This window comes from Alteromonas sp. ABV4_515 (assembly GCF_056160345.1).
In genome coordinates this window covers 41088-58885 of record NZ_JBSWWZ010000007.1, presented here as the reverse complement: position 1 = coordinate 58885, position 17798 = coordinate 41088, and the positions used below count along the sequence as shown (strand labels likewise).

14 protein-coding genes are annotated in these 17798 nt (G+C 48.1%); 9 read left to right on the top strand and 5 right to left on the bottom strand.

Annotated features, from left to right (window positions below; translation table 11 throughout):
- Positions 1–37: 37 nt before the first annotated feature.
- Positions 38–202: a hypothetical protein gene (locus ACXAGX_RS16640; protein WP_474822721.1), complete on the bottom strand. Its 165-nt coding sequence runs from the start codon at positions 200–202 to the stop codon at positions 38–40.
- Positions 203–315: 113 nt separating this feature from the next.
- Here ACXAGX_RS16640 and ACXAGX_RS16635 point away from each other — a divergent pair, with 113 nt between their 5' ends.
- Positions 316–1122, top strand: a complete 807-nt coding sequence (locus ACXAGX_RS16635) for an ion transporter (protein WP_474822717.1) — start codon at positions 316–318, stop codon at positions 1120–1122.
- A 109-nt stretch (positions 1123–1231) separates the two neighbouring features.
- On the opposite strand, the gene prsT is transcribed toward ACXAGX_RS16635, so the two are convergent.
- Entirely contained in the window at positions 1232–4012 is a 2781-nt protein-coding gene (gene prsT, locus ACXAGX_RS16630; protein WP_474839691.1) for an XrtA/PEP-CTERM system TPR-repeat protein PrsT, read from the bottom strand.
- A 184-nt stretch (positions 4013–4196) separates the two neighbouring features.
- On the opposite strand from prsT, the gene ACXAGX_RS16625 reads away from it, so the two are divergent.
- The 3 genes from ACXAGX_RS16625 (at position 4197) to ACXAGX_RS16615 (ending at position 8471) form a co-directional block, all read left to right on the top strand.
- Complete coding sequence (locus tag ACXAGX_RS16625; protein ID WP_474822713.1) at positions 4197–5924, top strand: DEAD/DEAH box helicase; 1728 nt, start codon at positions 4197–4199, stop codon at positions 5922–5924.
- Between the two features lie 152 nt (positions 5925–6076).
- Entirely contained in the window at positions 6077–7465 is a 1389-nt protein-coding gene (cysG, locus tag ACXAGX_RS16620; RefSeq protein WP_474839689.1) for a siroheme synthase CysG, read from the top strand.
- 58 nt (positions 7466–7523) lie between these two features.
- Positions 7524–8471 carry a hypothetical protein gene (locus tag ACXAGX_RS16615; RefSeq protein WP_474839687.1) on the top strand — a complete coding sequence of 316 codons (948 nt, stop codon included), beginning with the start codon at positions 7524–7526 and terminating at the stop codon, positions 8469–8471.
- 43 nt (positions 8472–8514) lie between these two features.
- Here ACXAGX_RS16615 and ACXAGX_RS16610 read toward each other — a convergent pair whose 3' ends face one another.
- From ACXAGX_RS16610 to ACXAGX_RS16600, 3 genes are all read right to left on the bottom strand, one after another.
- Positions 8515–9912: a PhoH family protein gene (locus ACXAGX_RS16610; protein WP_474839685.1), complete on the bottom strand. Its 1398-nt coding sequence runs from the start codon at positions 9910–9912 to the stop codon at positions 8515–8517.
- Between the two features lie 227 nt (positions 9913–10139).
- Complete coding sequence (locus tag ACXAGX_RS16605) at positions 10140–10721, bottom strand: ATPase (RefSeq protein WP_474839683.1); 582 nt, start codon at positions 10719–10721, stop codon at positions 10140–10142.
- A complete protein-coding gene (locus ACXAGX_RS16600; RefSeq protein ID WP_474839681.1) occupies positions 10718–11170 on the bottom strand; it encodes a TA system antitoxin ParD family protein in 453 nt (150 codons plus the stop codon). The genes ACXAGX_RS16605 and ACXAGX_RS16600 overlap by 4 nt, the downstream gene beginning before the upstream one ends.
- A gap of 213 nt (positions 11171–11383) precedes the next feature.
- On the opposite strand from ACXAGX_RS16600, the gene rapA reads away from it, so the two are divergent.
- From rapA to ACXAGX_RS16575, 5 genes are all read left to right on the top strand, one after another.
- On the top strand, positions 11384–14209 hold the full coding sequence (gene rapA / locus ACXAGX_RS16595) for an RNA polymerase-associated protein RapA (protein ID WP_474839679.1): 2826 nt from the start codon (positions 11384–11386) through the stop codon (positions 14207–14209).
- A complete protein-coding gene (locus ACXAGX_RS16590) occupies positions 14206–14916 on the top strand; it encodes a pseudouridine synthase (protein ID WP_474839677.1) in 711 nt (236 codons plus the stop codon). The genes rapA and ACXAGX_RS16590 overlap by 4 nt, the downstream gene beginning before the upstream one ends.
- A gap of 100 nt (positions 14917–15016) precedes the next feature.
- Complete coding sequence (locus ACXAGX_RS16585) at positions 15017–15901, top strand: DUF3530 family protein (RefSeq protein WP_474822684.1); 885 nt, start codon at positions 15017–15019, stop codon at positions 15899–15901.
- Between the two features lie 81 nt (positions 15902–15982).
- Complete coding sequence (locus ACXAGX_RS16580) at positions 15983–16345, top strand: hypothetical protein (RefSeq protein WP_474822679.1); 363 nt, start codon at positions 15983–15985, stop codon at positions 16343–16345.
- An 85-nt stretch (positions 16346–16430) separates the two neighbouring features.
- The gene (locus ACXAGX_RS16575) at positions 16431–17771 is read left to right on the top strand and encodes an AmpG family muropeptide MFS transporter (protein ID WP_474822675.1); all 1341 of its coding nucleotides are present in this window, start codon (positions 16431–16433) and stop codon (positions 17769–17771) included.
- Positions 17772–17798: the final 27 nt, after the last annotated feature.

The window sequence follows — 17798 nt, the reverse complement described above, 5'->3', positions numbered from 1 at the left end:
AGCGGCTTTTTTGTGTGAGTTTCACAGCGTTCTTAGCCTAAACGGCCTCACCCTGGCGGCCGGGAAGACTTTCCAGCAATTTAAGTAACTCACTCAATTCATTTTTCAGTGTGGCGGCTTGCTCTTTACTGCGATTATAGTTTTCCAGTTTTTCACTGGTGTCTTTTAATTTTCCTTGCAAGCGTGCCAGAGAGTCATCCATTATACATTCCTCAAACAGTGTACTACTGCGTTCATTGTAGGAAATCACACCGCTTTTTTGAAACACTCTTGATTCTTAATTTTTATACCTTAGTAGTAATTTAGCCAACAAACATGAAAGCTTCTGAATTGCAAAACCGGTTTGAACGCATTCGTTCAAACAAAACTTTTGAAATATTTGTTATCTCCGTCATCATCGTATCTGCGCTACTTGTAGGTGCGAAAACCTACGACATGCCGCGGGGATTTGCCTCTGTCACTCTTATCCTTGACTGGTTTATCAGTGCTTTTTTCCTCACTGAGATCACCATTCGTTTTCTGGCTGAGCGCCGCAAACTGGATTTCTTCAAAAGCTTCTGGAACTGGTTCGACACCATTATTGTTATTGTAAGCCTCATTCCTGCGGAAAGTACGGATTTGGCGCTGATTGGCCGACTTGTCCGGGTTTTCCGGGTACTGCGGATGATATCGATTATTCCGGAACTGCGAATTTTGCTGGTTTCATTGGTAAAAGCCCTGCCTCAGCTGGGTTATGTTATGTTACTGATGTTTATCATCTTCTACATTTACGGCGCCATTGGCAGCACCTTATTTGCACAAATCAATGAGGATTTGTGGGGCGATATCACCATCTCCATGCTTACCTTATTCCGCATTATGACGTTCGAAGATTGGACCGATGTCATGTACGAAACCATGGAGGTGTATTCGCTTAGCTGGATTTACTATCTGACCTTTATCTTCTTGTCAGCCTTTGCCTTCCTGAATATGGTTATTGGTATTGTGGTAGGCGTAATGGAACAGGAAAATGCGGCGGCCAGACGAGAAGCCGCTGCTGAGAATAACGAACCCACACTAGAAGACGTCATGGCTGAATTAAAATCGCTTAGACAAACGGTAGATGAGATAAAGCAGAAGTAGGGGTTCACAACTTTCTAGCCATACGCCTTTTTATCTACACGCTTATAAACAAAAGCCCGCTAATACAGCGGGCTTAGTGATTTATGGTGACGAGATATGGTGGCTAGCGTTACAAACTGTAGCGTACACGCATACGTTCAGCCCGCTTTTTGCCGTCTGCAGAAGTAAATTCCTGATTTTGAATTTTACGTCGGGCCACCTCTTTTCTCCCCATATCCAGCAACACCTGCACATAGTTAAGATAAACGGTATCCGACACCTGCTGATCGTTCACCACTGTTTCATAAAGCGACAGTGACTCTTCGTATTTATCTTGCTGCAACAGAATTTGCGCAAGGGTATCTAACGAATCGGCGTTTTTAGGCTGCAGACCTACAGCTTTACGCGCCAGCGGCAGCGCTTTATCTATCTCGCCGTCTTCGAAGTACAAATAAGCTAAGTTATTCAACACCACGAAATTCTCAGGCGTTTGTTGCAAGATTTTCTCGTAGGTTTCTTTGGCCGCGGCCTTATCTGTACCAATCTGCCTCTCAGCCTTCATCATCGCAGTGCGTACGTCTTGAGGATGTGCTTGTAAATGCTGCTCAAGGAATGCCGCCGCTTCATCATTTTTCCCAGATGCTTCCAATACCGCCATCATCAACATGGTATTCGGTGCATTAGGTTTCTCATTGTAAGCCGCACGGGCATCTTCAAGACCTTCAGCACCACGCCCTTCCAACATCGCAATGCGCGCACTGATGCCGCGAACGAACGGGATAGCTCGCACATTGTCTGGCATATCCTGCAAAATCGCTTTAGCCGGTTTAGGCTGGCGTGTCATTGCCAAAAAGTGGGCCTTTAACAAACGAATTTGGCTATCAGGCTGTTTGGCCAAAAACGCATTTGCCAGGCTGAGTCCGTGATTAAATTGCTGCAAAGAATCATCTAACAACAATTTACCCAACACCGCGGTTTTATCTTGTGGATAAAGCTTTAACCACGCATCGTAATGTTCCACTGCGCCAACCACGTCATTCAGACGAATCAATGTCTGACCTTTCAGGTTCCAGTAAACGCGAGGTGTAGCGGTATTTTCTTCAACAGAAGAAAGCAGACTAATGACTTTCTCATAATTGTTTTGAGAAAACGCGATGCGGCCGGCTAGAATGCGTAAATCTAAGTTATCAGCATGCTTACCTATTTCACTGTATACCCGTTGCGCCACTTGCGCTTCGTCTGCCGCGTCCGTTTGCGTCGCCACGGTGTAAAGTACGGTCAGTGCTTTTGCATCATCGGCGTTGCCAGCCAGGATTTCATTAAGTACGACCACCGCCTCATCAAATTTCTCTTCGGCCAGGAGGAAGCGGGCCTCTACCAACTCGATTTCGGCAGAATCAGGGGCCAGTGATTTGGCTTTTTCTATCTGCGCCTGTGCAGTTTCTTTGTCACCTTGCTTAAAAGCAATTTCTGCAAGAAACAAATAAGGTGCATAGTCGTCAGGTTCATTTTCCAACCACTGTTGAGTTGCGGCTTTTGCTTTATCAAGCTTGTTAGTACTGATATAAGCAGTAATAAGGGTACGTTGCGTCACTTTGTTGTCAGGCGCTTTTTGTACCGCAGATTCCAGATTCACAAGACCATCAATATCGTTAACCGACAGCTGAAGAACACCGAGGCGGGCCAGATCATCCGCCGTCTCACTCATTTCTGACGACTTCTCGATCATGGCTTTTGCATCAACAACATTGCCTTGCTTAAGCAGCTGATAACCAGCTTTAGAAAATAATGACGCGCCAGCAGGCCCTTCAACGTCCACACGATTGAGTATTTCAGTAGCACTTTCACTTTCACCGACCTGTAGCAAACTGTCAGCCAACATGCTCAGCGCTGGATGATCGGGCGGTAAATCGGGTGCCACTTCGGTGAGATAGTTATTCGCAGTAACAAAATCCTGCATCTGGTAAGCAACATAGCCTGCTAGCAAACGTAAAGCTGGATTGTTGTTGCCGTTTTGCATCGCTACCTGAAGATGGGTGGCTGCGGCTTCATAATCGCCATCGTTCGCTTCGATTACACCTTTATACTGGTTGAGTAGAGGATGTTGCGGATTAGCCTTCAGCAGCTCATCTACCATCGGCCCCGCAGTTTGCGTATCTCCTGCTTCAACCAGCAAAGTGATGTAAGCAAATTTAGTGGTAATGTCTTGCGGGTTATCTTTAACGTAATCACCGAAAGCGTCGGTCGCTAACGCTTTGTCGCCTTCAGCTAAGGCTAATTTGCCTAGTTGCTGTAGCACATCTTTATTATTAGGGGACTGCTCTCGCAGGGCTTTAAAAGACGCCAGGGCAGCACTTAAATTCTGATTAATAATATCGCGGTAGGCGAGTGCCAGCCCTCGGTAAACCGAAGAGGTATCTAAAGTCTCCAAGTCATCAATAATGGCCAGTGCTTCTTCGTTCTTCTCTAACTGCGCCAAGGCCTGCAATTTATAAAAGCCAACCTCGGCAGATTCTACCGCTGTCATGCCCTCGGCACGATAATCCACATCGGCCAGCGCATTTTCAGCGCCGGTTTTCTGATAAGCAACGGAAATATAAGGAAGCACTTCAGAGGGAGACTGGCCAAAGTCCAAAGCGCGGTTGAGTTCTTTCTCTGCGCTCTCGTAATCGCCAATTTGTAAGTAGTATTTACCCAGCTCAAAACGTGGCAGCGCCGCTTTAGGGTCTTTTTTGATGGCGTTTTTGAATTCGATCAGTGCGGCGTCTTGGTCGTTGGCAGCGACAAATTGTCGCGCTGCATCAAGGTGTTCTTCCGTGGTTTTCTTACTGCATCCGCTCAGGCCAACAGACAAACAAGCTGCCACAGCCAGAGGTACTAAAATGCGTTTTCCTGTTTTATTGTGATTCATCCTTTATACCTTTACTTTCTTGTTTGGTATTCCATGCCTATCTGGAATATAATACCTCTTTAGTAACGCGCCCGCGCCGCCTCAAGATGCATGATTCAGAGAAGATACATGATTCAGAGGTACCTCGGGTATTCATGCCGGCGTGTGCCGCGCCCGCCTCATTCATTATCATTCAGGATCATTAATGACCAATACTGTCGAGCTGACATTTAAAGACCTCAATTTACCAGAAAGCATATTACAGGCTCTGGAGAAAGTTGGCTATGAAAAGCCATCCCCTATCCAAGCTGAAAGTATTCCGCTACTTCTTGAAGGGCATGACCTGTTAGGTCAGGCACAAACAGGAACTGGTAAGACTGCGGCCTTTGCACTTCCAATGCTCGCAAATATCGACCCGGAAGCGAAGTTACCGCAATTGCTGGTACTTGCTCCAACCCGCGAACTCGCCATTCAGGTGGCTGAGGCTTTTCAGGTTTATGCCAGTTTTTCAAAGAAAATTAAGGTGCTACCTGTATACGGTGGTCAATCTTACGATAACCAAATTCGTCAGCTTAAGCGTGGCGTTCAAGTTGTTGTGGGTACGCCAGGCCGTATTATCGACCACATTAATCGTAAAACATTAAACTTAAGTGAACTTAAATTCCTGGTTCTCGACGAAGCTGACGAAATGCTGCGCATGGGCTTTATCGACGATGTTGAAACCATTTTAAGTCACTCTCCGGAAGAAAAGCAGACAGCGCTGTTCTCAGCCACCATGCCTGGGCCAATCAAAAAGATTACCCAGCGTTATCTGAAAAATCCGAAGCACGTTAAAATTGAATCCAAAGTATCCACGGCGAGTACTATTCGTCAGCGTTACTGTCAGGTTGCGCCGCACCACAAGCTTGAAGCGCTTACCCGTATTATGGAAGTTGAGCCTTTCGATGGCATGATCATCTTTGTGCGCACGAAAACAGCCACCGTTGAGCTGTCAGACAAACTGTCTGCCCGTGGTTACGACGTTGAGCCGCTAAACGGTGATATTCCACAGAACGCCCGTGAGCGTACGGTTGAGAAACTCAAGCAAGGTACCATCGACATTCTGGTTGCTACCGACGTAGTAGCTCGTGGTCTGGACGTTGAGCGCGTAAGCCATGTTGTCAACTTCGACATTCCTTACGATACCGAATCTTACGTTCACCGTATCGGCCGTACCGGTCGTGCTGGACGTAACGGTGATGCCATTCTGTTTATCTCTCAGCGCGAAAAGCGTCTGTTGTTCTCTATTGAGAAAACAACACGTCAGCCTATCGAGCGTATGCCAATTCCTTCAATCACTGAATTGAATGAAACCCGGCTGAGCAAGTTCAAGCAAGCGGTAGGTGAAGCGACGCAAGATGATTCTCTGGAATCACTGATGCCAATCGTAGAATCGCTACAGCAGGAAACCGAAGCGTCTCCTGAAGTGCTGATTGCTGCATTGATCAAGCTCGCTCAGGGCGACGAACCACTGCTGCTGAAAGAGTCAGATCGTCCGGATCTGCACAGCAAGCCGTCTCGTGAAGATCGCGGTCCTCGCGGTGACAGAGGCGACCGTGGTCCTCGTGACAGAGGTGACCGTGGTGATCGTCGTCAGCGTCGTGGCTCTAGCAAGCCAGAGTCTGGTATGCAGCGCTACCGCATCGATGTGGGTCATACTCACGGTGCCAAGCCGGGTAATATCGTTGGTGCTATTGCTAACGAAGGTAACATCAACAGTAAAAACATTGGTGCTATCGAAATCTACGACAAGTTCAGTACGGTAGACCTGCCGGAAGGCATGCCACGTGAAACCAAAGAACTGTTGCAGAACACCCGAGTTGCTGGCCAGCGCTTATCATTGCGCGAATGGTCAGACACGCCGCCGAAGCGTCGTCAACCTCGTAAAAACTAAGTATCAAAGGCAAGCGTAACGCTTGCCTTTTTTATATGCCTTTTAGAAATATAAATTCGCAAAACAGATTTTTTAATTTATAAAAACCACGTCAAAATAGCAGACACGATAACCTGAACCGTTCAGGTCTGATTTCTGAGGATTTTCATATCATGCGTTACTTCCCGCTCTTTTTAGATACCAAAGACACGCACTGCCTGATTGTGGGTGCTGGTGAAGTAGCTGCACGCAAACTTGAACTGATTTTAAAATCAGAAACTCAGGTCACCGTTATCGCGCCGTGGATGTGCGATACCGTAAAAGCCTATGCGCATGATCCTCGTGTTACCTTGGTTGAACGCGAATTCGCCGACAGCGACCTTTCTAACCAGCAAATGGTATTTGTCGCCACCAGCGAACCTGACGTGAATCAGCATGTGCATGACATTGCCCGGGAAAAAGGCATTCTGGTTAATGTGGTAGATAACACGCCACTCTGTCAGTTCATTACGCCATCAATCATCGACCGCTCACCTATTGTGATAGCCATGAGCAGCGGCGGTGTTGCGCCGGTGTTGTTACGCTATTTGCGTCAAAAGCTGGAATCCGTGATTCCTGCGAATATTTCCCGTTTAGGCGCTTTTTCCGAAAAATTCCGTGAGAAGGTAAAAACCTCATTGAAGGGTGTGACTGCACGACGCTATTTCTGGGAAGATGTGCTAGACGGTGATATCGCTGAACTGGTTGAAAAAGGCCAAGATGAAAAAGCCGACGCCAAGTTTCTGGAAGCACTGGCAGCAGCGCAAACCGAACAAAAAATTGAAGGCCAGGTTTACCTGGTGGGTGCAGGGCCTGGCGATCCAGACTTACTCACATTCCGCGCATTACGTTTGATGCAAAAGGCCGATGTGGTGGTATACGACCGCCTGGTTTCCCCTGCCATTCTGGAATTAGTACGCCGTGATGCCGAGAAAATCTATGTCGGCAAGGCTAAGAGTAATCATACCCTTCCCCAAAACGAAATTAACGAACTGATGGTACGTGAAGCGAAAAAAGGCAATCGCGTCGTGCGTTTAAAAGGCGGTGATCCGTTTATATTTGGCCGTGGTGGTGAAGAAATTCAAGAACTCATCGAGCACGGTATCGAATTCCAGGTTGTACCAGGCATTACAGCAGCTAGTGGTGCCAGTACTTACGCTGGTATTCCGCTTACCCACCGTGACCACGCCCAGTCTGTGACTTTCGCTACGGGCCATCTGAAAGACGGTACAATTGATTTAAACTGGCCTGCCCTTGCGCATCAAAATCAAACCATTGTGTTTTATATGGGCCTGACTGGCCTGCCGGTGATTTGCGAAAAATTAATCAATAACGGGCTTAACGCACATACCCCTATCGCGCTTATTGAGAAAGCCACCCGGGACGAACAAAAGGTGATCACAGGTACGCTTGCCGACATCACTGCCCACCCTCAACTGGAAGAAATGAAGCCACCAACACTCATTATTGTTGGCACCGTGGTGTCTTTACACAAGCAGTTAGACTGGTTTACGACACACTAGCTTTGTTAACCGCCCGTTTTATTCCATACTGTTATTGTTGAAGAAACGGGCCTAAAACATGTATATACGCTTCCTGCTGAGTCTCGCGCTTTTTTTATTCGCTGACGCTGCCGTCGCAGAACAACTGAACTTTAAAAAAAGTCGTTTGGATGAGGGGCAACGTTTTGAATACAAGTGGTTAGACAGCGAAGGAACCTCCCGGCATATCGTCTTCACCCTAGACAAGAGCAAATTAAGCACAGCGCCTACCGAGCAGAAAAACTATCGGCCAGAATTAGCCATGCGCTACGTTACTGTAGAGCTGTTGAAAGTAGCCCGTCAGTTCGATCCTCGGGATGCCAACGTAAAAATTCGACAGCAAGGTGACACTGTACTTACCAATGTAAAAGCCCGTAGTGAAGAAAAACTCAAAGTCATTCAAGGGCAGTTAGCCCAGGCCAAAGAACAGGCCTACGACGACTATCTCGATAAACACTATTTTACTCGCTATCGTCCGCTTTTTAATGAAGAAGCCATAAAGCCCGACCATGTGCGTTACATGAAAGAGATGACAGAGTCGCTCATTCCTCTCTCTCAGGCATTTTATGAACAAGTGGACAACCAGGCCGACGCCCGTAAATATTTTAATCTGTTACTGAGCTGGGTGCAGAGTATTCCATATGATGCGCTTGATAACCGCGCGCAGAGTAACGGTTCTGGCTTTGCGCCGCCCATTCAGCTACTTAATGAAAACCGCGGCGACTGCGACAGCAAATCAGTGTTAATTGCTTCGATTGCTCGTGCTTTTCTTCCCGATACGGCCATGGTGCTGGTGTTGTTACCAGAACATGCACTGTTAGGCATTGCGCTTACGCCGAAGAAAGGCGAAGCAACATTGAAAGCTGATGGCAAAACCTATGTGTTGATAGAGCCCACCGGCCCTGCGCAGTTTAAATTTGGCGAGATAGCAGAGTCGTCCGCAAAAGAAATTGCGAAGGGGTTGTATACGATCGAGGAGATTCAATGAACGATGCCCGATGCAACTAGGTACAACCAGGCATCTAATTTAACTACAATTCCTGCTCAGCAAATTCCGCCAGTCTTGAACGCACCACGCCGTCCAGATTGATGGTGGAACTTCCTGAGAAGTTTTTAAACCGCTCTACCAGATAGGTGAGACCGGACGTGACTGCTGACAGATAATTACTGTCGATCTGCGCCAAGTTACCAGAACAAATCAGCTTGGTGCCTTCACCGCAGCGGGTGATAATCGTTTTAAGCTGTGCCGCCGTTAAGTTCTGCGATTCATCCAGAATAACAATAGAGTTCTGAATGCTGCGACCACGCATAAAGTTCACCGATTTAAACTGAATGTTGGCTTTTTCCATGATGTAATTCATGGAACTCTTGGCGTTTTCGTCATGCTTGTGAAGCACTTCCAGCGAGTCGGTAATTGCCGCCAGCCACGGCGCCATTTTCTCTTCCTCAGTGCCGGGCAGGAAGCCAATGGATTCTGCAATTTCCGGTGTTGAACGGGTAACGATAATTTTATCGTACATGTTCTTCTCGACCACCATTTCCAGCGCAGCTGCCAGAGCTAGCAGCGTTTTACCGCTACCCGCCGGGCCGGTAAGAATACACAGGTCAATATGCGGGTCGAGCAATGAATGCAGCGCCATGGCCTGACCGATATTTTTGGGCGTAATGCCCCAGGCATGACGGCTCATCAAACGCTCGTAGCCGAGATCCAGTACTTCCAACGTGTCGGACGTAATACCTTCGATAATACCGGCAAAATGCTTGGAATCATCCAGCAGGAATTCGTTGATGTACGGATCTTCCATGATGTTCCGCGGCAGGGTGTGAATCGTATCTCGCCCTTCAGAGCGGCTCTCTACAGATTTCACTTTCTCCCAGAAGTTACCTTCAAATTTATGGAAGCCCTTAGAAAGGTACTTAATATCAGTAATGAGCTGATCGGTACGGTAATCCTCAACATGGGCTAGTCCGGCACCTTTGGCTTTAAGACGCATGTTGAGATCTTTGGTTACCAGCACCACCTGTTGTGGCGCATAGGTTTTCTGTAAATGCAGGGCAACATTAATGATGCGGTTATCGTTTTCGTTGCTGGTAAATACCTGCTGAGATTCCACCATGTTCAGATCGGCAAATATGGATAACGAACCAGTGGGTTTATTCTCACCCGCGCCCAGCCCTTCCATAGACACCCCGGCTAACATATCTTCCGGCGTTGCATCATGGAGCAAATCTTCCATTGACCGGATAGACACCCGGGCATCGCGGGCAACGTCTTTTTTACTATCTTTAATGTAATCCAGTTCTTCAAGAACTGTCATTGGTACGACAACGTCGTTTTCTTTGAATGAGAGAAATGCAAGGGGTTCGTGTAGCAGAATGTTAGTATCTAAAACGTAGATCTTTGTTTCTGTAGATTTTTTTCTTGGCATCCTTCGCTCCGACAAGAGTATAACCGGCCCGCCTAATTGCTGACGTGCAATCAAGAGTCTCGCGCAGGAGAAGATGTCGCTGTCGAACTGACGCTCTACTCCGTGTCGCGTCGACTTTCAATTCCACCATAATCCAGTTTTCAGGATTTAGCACTTATTTTTGCGATTTTTTTAGCACGGCATTATGTTACGGCCAGTTTCAGAGACGCTGAATAAACAGGAACGGGTTAACGTTCCAGAAGCTTATTTACCCAGCTTTTTGTTTGAGGGCAGGCTGGATGAGGATGAAAAGAACCATTCTTATAAACGCCCTGAGGGCAAAAAGGCTCATCGATGAAGGTATTGTCATAGAAAGACACTGACGTACACAAATCCAGTGCTGACTGAACATGCTCCAGCGTTCGCGGTATTCTCGCTGCCACCTTATCATCAGGCACACCATGGCCGCCGCGACGTTTCCTGTCCGCCACCCTGGCCATATTGACCTCGGGTTCGCTGGCAATGTGAATTACGATAAGGTGCACATCAAATCCTCTGGCCCGTGCCTTAGCAATGAAGTCTATTTTAGAGGGATGGGAAAACACAGTTTCGAAACAGAAACTCAGCCCCAGATTTAGGTGCAATGATCGTTCCTGCTCAATAGCTTTTGCTGCCTCGTAACTATGTGCCTCGGGCGAGTCTGGCCAGTGTTTCGCGGCATATATATCCGCATTAAGAAACGGGATTTGCCTCTTGCTGAGGTAACGTTCGTAAAAGGTACTTTTACCCGCGCCATTGCCACCAGCCAGAATAATGATTTCTTTGGTCACAACACGCGCTTACGTTTTTTGAATTTTCCGTTTTTGAAGATACCGACTTCAGTTTCTCCATTCGGATAAACCGCACGGAGCATACCGGGTTCTCCGGCGGGCTCATAAAGAACATGCTGACGCTGCTTCAACGCCGCGGCTACCCTACCCGATTGTGAATCTTCGGCTACTGTGTTCATTAATGTCAGTGGATCAAATTTCTCATCCGACTTTTCATACTCTACCGCATCAGTAGCTGTACGATTTCCTGATACCGAAACTGTAACTTCGGCTTTTTCAGCCAGTAGCAGAGCAATGTCTGATGCAGATAATGTTGTTTCGACAAGCTGACCAATATGCGCCCAGTATTCGATCTGCTCGTTGGTGGAACGGTGATAAACAGACGACATAACTTTAGCATCGCTGACTAATGATTCATTTAAACGCAAAGGGGTTGAATGCTTACTCATACACTTTTATTCAAGTCAGGCTAAAACAATCTAAATTGTAGCCAATCGCTACAATTTTACAAGTTTGTTAGCTAGTCTGTCGCTTGTGAAACTTCCATCGAAGCCTGAACTACTCCGGAAACCTGGAATTCTTCTATACTGACAGGTCCAATTGCCTTTATTCATCACAGTACGTTAAGTACAATACCGGCCGCTAAAATTAAGGGTGAGTTTATGAGTTCTGTTAGTACGTTTTCTGTAGGTCAACGCTGGTTAAGCAATACCGAGTCTGAATTAGGTCTTGGCGCGGTATTAAGTGTTGATTTTCGCGCCGTGGAAATCCTGTTTCCGGCATCCGGCGAAAGTCGAACCTACACGAAGGATAACGCGCCCCTCACCCGCCTGACATTCACAGAAGGCGATGTGGTGCCCAGCGAAGAAGGCTGGAAACTGCAGATTCAGCGCGTTGAAGAAAACAACGGTGTACTGATTTATCACGGCCTGCGGGAAGACACCAAAGAAACCGCTAAGCTGGCAGAAACCTTTCTGGATCATCAAATCCGTCTGAATCAGCCTGAGCAACGTCTGTTCAGCATGCAGACTGATGTGCCTAAGTGGTTTGAACTGCGCAAAGAAGCGCTAGAGCATCAGCATGCTTATATGCAATCCAGTACCATAGGTTTGGCGGGTGCGCGTATTGAGCTTATTCCTCACCAGCTACACATTGCATCAGAAGTGGGTAACCGTCACGCTCCGCGGGTTCTTCTGGCCGACGAGGTTGGCCTGGGTAAAACTATCGAAGCGGCGCTGGTGATTCACCGTCAGTTAAAAACCGGCCGTGCACAGCGAGTGCTGATCGTAGTGCCAGATTCGCTAGTGCATCAGTGGTTGGTTGAAATGCTGCGCCGGGTGAACCTGGCTTTCGCTATTTATGATGAAAGTCGCTGTGATGCGCTGGATGAATCCGGCGGTAACCCGTTTGAAAACGATCAACTGGTGCTGTGTAGTATTAGCTTCTTAACCGACAATCCGAAACGCCATCAACAGGCACTGGATGCAGGCTGGGATTTACTGGTTGTTGACGAAGCCCACCACCTTGCCTGGTCCAGCGACTCGCCATCAGAAGAATACCAACGCATTGAAGCACTGGCCGGTATTACGGCTGGCGTATTGTTGCTTACCGCAACACCCGATCAACTAGGACACGAAAGTCACTTTGCTCGCCTGCGTCTGCTCGACGCTGCCCGCTTCCACAGTTATGAGCAATTCCTCAAAGAAGAAAGTGAATATAGCAAATTGGCCGATGCAGTTGCGCCACTGCTCGACGACGCGCCGTTAAACGCAGACGCAAAATCTCAGCTAACAGCATTAGCACCGGATATTCTGGCCCGTTATGGCGATGTTGATGAGCCCAGCACCCGACAGGCCATTTTGAGCCAACTGATTGATACCCACGGCACCGGCCGTATTTTGTTCCGTAACCGCCGCGCCGGTATCGAAGGCTTCCCGGTGCGTATGCTTAACAGCTATCCGTTGGCACTACCGGAAATGTACGACAGTGCTGTTTGTGGTGGCGAACTGTTTGATGCCCTGTACCCAGAGCGTCAAAGCAGCCTGGTTAACAGTTGGTTCGATGCAGACCCGCGGGTAGATTGGCTTCTGGATTTTCTGCCAACGGTACGCCCTGCCAAAGTGCTGCTGATCTGTGCGGATAAAATAACCGCCCAACAGCTGGGTGAAGTGATTCGCTCACGCAGCGGTATTCGCCACAGTGTTTTCCATGAAGGCATGAGTATTGTTGAGCGTGATAAAGCGGCGCACTATTTCTCCGACCCGGAAGAAGGTGCGCAAATTTTGCTGTGTAGTGAAATCGGTAGTGAAGGCCGTAACTTCCAGTTCGCTCACCACTTGGTGCTTTTCGATTTGCCGCTAACGCCGGATCTGCTGGAGCAACGTATTGGTCGTCTTGACCGTATCGGCCAAACCAAAGATATTCAGATCCATGTGCCCTATTTGGAAGGCACCGCCCAGGAAGTGCTGTTGAAGTGGTACCGCGATGGCCTGGAAGCGTTCACACACACCTGCCCTACAGGTTCGGGCGTATTTGCAGAAGTGCAGGCTCAACTGGTTGGCGCTTGTCTTGACCCTGAAGATGAATCGCAAGTTGATGCATTGGTTAGTGCCAGTAAAACCCTTAATGATGATCTCAAAGCTCAACTCGATGCGGGCCGCGACCGCTTGCTTGAACTAAACGCTTCTGGTGAAGGCCGGGTTGAAGGATTAATTGAAGATATTGAAGAACTGGATGACGATCCTATCCTGCCTTACTTCATGGGCCGACTGCTGAACTCGCTAGGTGTAAACCAGGAAGACAAAGGCGACGACTGCTATATTCTCACGCCATCGGAGTCTATGGTGAATCACCTGCCAGGTTTAGACCCTGAAGGCATGACAGTCACGTATGACCGCCACGTCGCTACGACCCTTGAACACGTGCACTTCTTGAGTTGGGATCATCCATTGGTGCATAACGCCATTGATATGATCTTAACCGACGTGATGGGTAAAGCGAGTGTTGGTTTTATTGCCGACAGAGAACTACCCAAAGGCGCCTACTGGTTGGAAGCCCTGTTTGTATTGCAAGCCAATGCTGATCGTACATTGCAGCCAGGCCGCTTTATGCCTGCCACGCCATTCTTGATTTGCCTTGACGGCCACGGCAAACCGGTAGAACTGGACTTTGGGTATCCACGTAAAGCAGGCAGAAAGATCTCCCAACAGTTGATTCAGGCGCTACAGCAACAGCTTACCCTGCATATTGAAAAAGCGACCACTCTGGCACAGCAAAAAGCGAATCAGATCCAACACGATGCCATTGAAAGCATGCAATCCACATTGACTGGCGAGGCGCAGCGTTTGAAAGATCTACAAGCGCAAAACCCGGCTGTTCGCGACAGCGAAATTGCGTTTATCGAGCATCAACGTGATGCGCTCACCAAAGCGTTGCAGTCGGCCACGGTGCAACTGGAAGGTCTGCGTATAGTGGTAAACAACCCATGAGTATGCCGCCAGGCAAAAAGCCGTTTATCTATAACCCACCGATGACGCCGTATCTGTCGTTGGTGCATTACGACAACGACATCGTAGTGGCCAACAAACAGAGCGGCTTGCTGAGTGTCACGGGTATTCAACCCGCGCACAAAGATGCGCTGATTAGTCGGGTACAAAAGGTGTTACCTACCGCCACGGTGGTGCACCGATTAGATATGGCAACGTCTGGCATTATGGTGATGGCGCTGAACAAAGAAGCCCATCGCCAAATTTCCCGGCAGTTTCAGGACCGCCTCACGAAGAAGCGATATTATGCCCGCGTCGACGGTGTTATTGCCGAAGACGAGGGCGAAGTGACTTTACCTCTGATTGTTGACTGGCCTAACCGTCCTAAGCAGAAAGTCGATCATGAGAATGGTAAGCCTTCACTAACGTATTACCGCGTGATCCGTCGATTGGAAAATGAAACCTGGGTGGAACTGTTACCGGTGACGGGGCGTTCTCATCAACTCAGAGTACACATGCTGTCGATTGGGCATCCTATACTGGGTGACAGACTTTACGCCCACGACGAAGCACGTGACCTTGCTCCCCGTTTGCAACTGCATGCAGAAACGTTAATTTTGCAGCATCCAGCCTCTGGCCAATGGCAACGATTTACCGCCCATGTTCCATTCATGGACTACCGGCCTGAACCACTTGCACTATCAGAGTAGATTTTTACTTCTCTCATTTTAGCAATAAGAAACACTTTAGATTTCGCCAGCCCCGGCCGATACGCCTTAGAGCGTGAGTAATTTTTTACCCGGAGTGAATGTGCGTCATTTTCTGATTTGTTTGTCCTGCTTACTGGCACTGCCTCTACAGAGCGCGATGTTAGCTGACGACATCCGGAATCAATACCTGCCAGACGAGTATCAAACCATATTGGTTGGCGATGAAGATATGCCGGTTTTCAGTGGTGAACCAACAACGTCATTAAGTCGCGGCGTGGCACTCATTTTTACAGATACTGGCTATCAAGGACTTACCCTGAATAACGCTCGCGCCCTCGCAGTTAAATTGAATCACCGGGGATGGCACACGTTGGTGGTGCCAGCAGCAACGCTGGGAGTTGACGTAAGCGCATCGGTTTCACAGGCAATGGAACCTTCTCAACCGGGTGAAAACAATGAGAACGCGCCTGCAATTATTGAGGCGTCTGGGGCAACAAGTATGCACCCACGGGCAATAGCAAGAGAGGCCATGGTCGATCCCGCCAGCAACCGCTCGGTAGTCGCGCTTTTAGCAAACGCAGTTTTTCAGCACATAGAGACGATCCCAGGCTTTAGACTCGTGATCAGTCAGGGCATGAGCGCCGCCCAACTGATTGCATTAACGTCTGCGGAAATTTTACCGCCCCCAGATGGCATGGTTGTGATCAGTCCATACTGGCCACAATCTGAAGCAAACGGCGCAATTCCAGCACAGCTGGCTGCTACAGAATTCCCGGTCCTAGATTTACAGTTCCCCATCAACACCCAATGGACAGCAAATAGCGCAGCCAAACAAAAGCTGGCTGCGACACAGGCGCTAAAACTGCATTATCGCAATAAAGCGCTTACTACTCCGCTCTTCCAAGCTACCAATTCCAGCGACACTATTTTTAGCCGTACCCTAAGCAAAGAGATTTACGGATGGGTTAATCATCTGGGGTGGTAACGATTTCCAACCCACTTTTTTCTGATTATTTTCATAAACCTGTTTCTTTTTGCCTAGATTTTACACAAAATGGAATTTTTTTTGACTATACTGTCAGGCGAATCAGTTAACAGGCTAAATATTATGTTGTTGTCTTTTGTCGACGCCAAAGCCAACCAACTATGCTTTTATCTTCGGGGCTTTTGGCAAAGTATTATACCGCATTCCGAGTTAGACATTTTCTTCTGGGACACGCTCGAAGAGTGGAGTCTAGTGAACTACGATCTCGATCAGCCTTATACAGAACGAGAGCGCGTGTTCTGGCACACACTCAATCAACTACACTTTTGGACGGAAGAAAAACTCAAATCCGATCCTTTGCTAGTTGAAGAGTTACATCGTTGCTTAGCATTCCTCGAAGGTAAAGGAATTTGCCCGCTAGATTGCGCAGGTGTTCGCCCGTAAACTAATTTCTGCCTTTGGTTGTTTTACATTGGTATCCGTGATCAAATAGTCCTCTCCCCTATCCCATCGGACGGACTTTTTCATCATGCACTTTCTTCAGTCCTTTCTGGACAAACGTCTTTTCAGCATCTTTGTATTTGGCATCGCCAGTGGTTTTCCGTGGGTAATGATAGGCTCAGTCATGACAGCTTGGTTAAAGGACGAAGGGCTGTCGCGCACCGATATCAGCTTGTTTGGTAGCATATTCGCGGTTTACGCCATTAATTTTCTTTGGTCTCCACTTTTAGATCGCTTGAAGGTGCCGCTGCTTGGTCAGCGCCGGGGTTGGATTCTTGCTATGCAGCTTTGTATCATTGGCAGTTGTTTACTGATGAGTACACTACACGCCACCTCGTCACTGTTTTATGTTGCCTTGTTCGGACTCGTTATTGCCCTGTGTTCAGCAACGCAAGACATCGCTATAGATGCCTACAGAATCGACATAATTGAGGATAATGAGCGGGAGAAGCTAGCGGCAGGCTCGTCTATGGCTACTGCCGGATGGTGGACAGGTTATGGTGGATTAGGTGCACTGCCCTTTTTCATCGCAGACTGGACAGGTTGGGCATGGAACGATATTTACCTGCTATTGGCAGCTATCATGTCTGGCATCACGTTATTTACCTTCGTTGCCAAAGAACCGATTGTTGATCGCACAGCGCAACTTTCACAAGCAACGGCCTATTACGAAAAAGTACTTGGCGCTAAAGGCGCATCCCCAACGGCCCTGCAAAAAATAGGTGCCTGGCTATTTGTCACAATCGCTGAGCCTTTCCGCGAATTCTTTCAACGAAATGGTGTCCGCCTGGCGCTTTCACTGCTGTTATTCATTTTTCTGTTTAAAATTGGCGAAGCCTTCCTCGGCAGAATGAGCCTGCAGTTTTACATAGAGCTAGGTTTCAGCAAGAGTGAGATCGGCGGCTACTCTAAGTTGCTTAACTGGTGGGTGACGATTGTGTTTTCCATTCTGGGCGGCATGATGACCATGCGCTACGGTATTTATCGCGGCCTAATGATTGCGGGTATAGCGATGGCCTCGAGCAATCTGATGTTCGCGCTAATGGCCCATGTAGGTCCTGATAAAACGTTGTTTGCCCTCACCATCATTGTCGACGGCTTTACTGCCGCCTGGGGTACGGTGGCAATGGTCGCTTTCATATCGGTTATGTGTAATCGCACGTTTTCGGCGTCTCAGTATGCGCTGATGGCCTCGTTAAGCGTGGCGGGTAAAAACCTGCTTGCCTCAGGAAGCGGGTATCTGGTGGATAAACTTAATGGCGACTGGTCGACATTCTTTATCATTACCGCTTTAATGGTGATTCCCAGCCTGTTGTTTTTACGTGGAATAAAAAAGTACATTATTCGCGCTGAGCAGCAGGCTGGTTAGTTCGCTGACCTAGCAGTTTTCTATCCC

Bases quoted from the DNA above. Each gene is read 5' to 3' on its own strand.
- ACXAGX_RS16640 (WP_474822721.1), bottom strand. From the start codon at position 202: ATGGATGACTCTCTGGCACGCTTGCAAGGAAAATTAAAAGACACCAGT.
- ACXAGX_RS16635 (WP_474822717.1), top strand. From the start codon at position 316: ATGAAAGCTTCTGAATTGCAAAACCGGTTTGAACGCATTCGTTCAAAC.
- prsT (WP_474839691.1), bottom strand. From the start codon at position 4,012: ATGAATCACAATAAAACAGGAAAACGCATTTTAGTACCTCTGGCTGTG.
- ACXAGX_RS16625 (WP_474822713.1), top strand. From the start codon at position 4,197: ATGACCAATACTGTCGAGCTGACATTTAAAGACCTCAATTTACCAGAA.
- cysG (WP_474839689.1), top strand. From the start codon at position 6,077: ATGCGTTACTTCCCGCTCTTTTTAGATACCAAAGACACGCACTGCCTG.
- ACXAGX_RS16615 (WP_474839687.1), top strand. From the start codon at position 7,524: ATGTATATACGCTTCCTGCTGAGTCTCGCGCTTTTTTTATTCGCTGAC.
- ACXAGX_RS16610 (WP_474839685.1), bottom strand. From the start codon at position 9,912: ATGCCAAGAAAAAAATCTACAGAAACAAAGATCTACGTTTTAGATACT.
- ACXAGX_RS16600 (WP_474839681.1), bottom strand. From the start codon at position 11,170: ATGAGTAAGCATTCAACCCCTTTGCGTTTAAATGAATCATTAGTCAGC.
- rapA (WP_474839679.1), top strand. From the start codon at position 11,384: ATGAGTTCTGTTAGTACGTTTTCTGTAGGTCAACGCTGGTTAAGCAAT.
- ACXAGX_RS16590 (WP_474839677.1), top strand. From the start codon at position 14,206: ATGAGTATGCCGCCAGGCAAAAAGCCGTTTATCTATAACCCACCGATG.
- ACXAGX_RS16575 (WP_474822675.1), top strand. From the start codon at position 16,431: ATGCACTTTCTTCAGTCCTTTCTGGACAAACGTCTTTTCAGCATCTTT.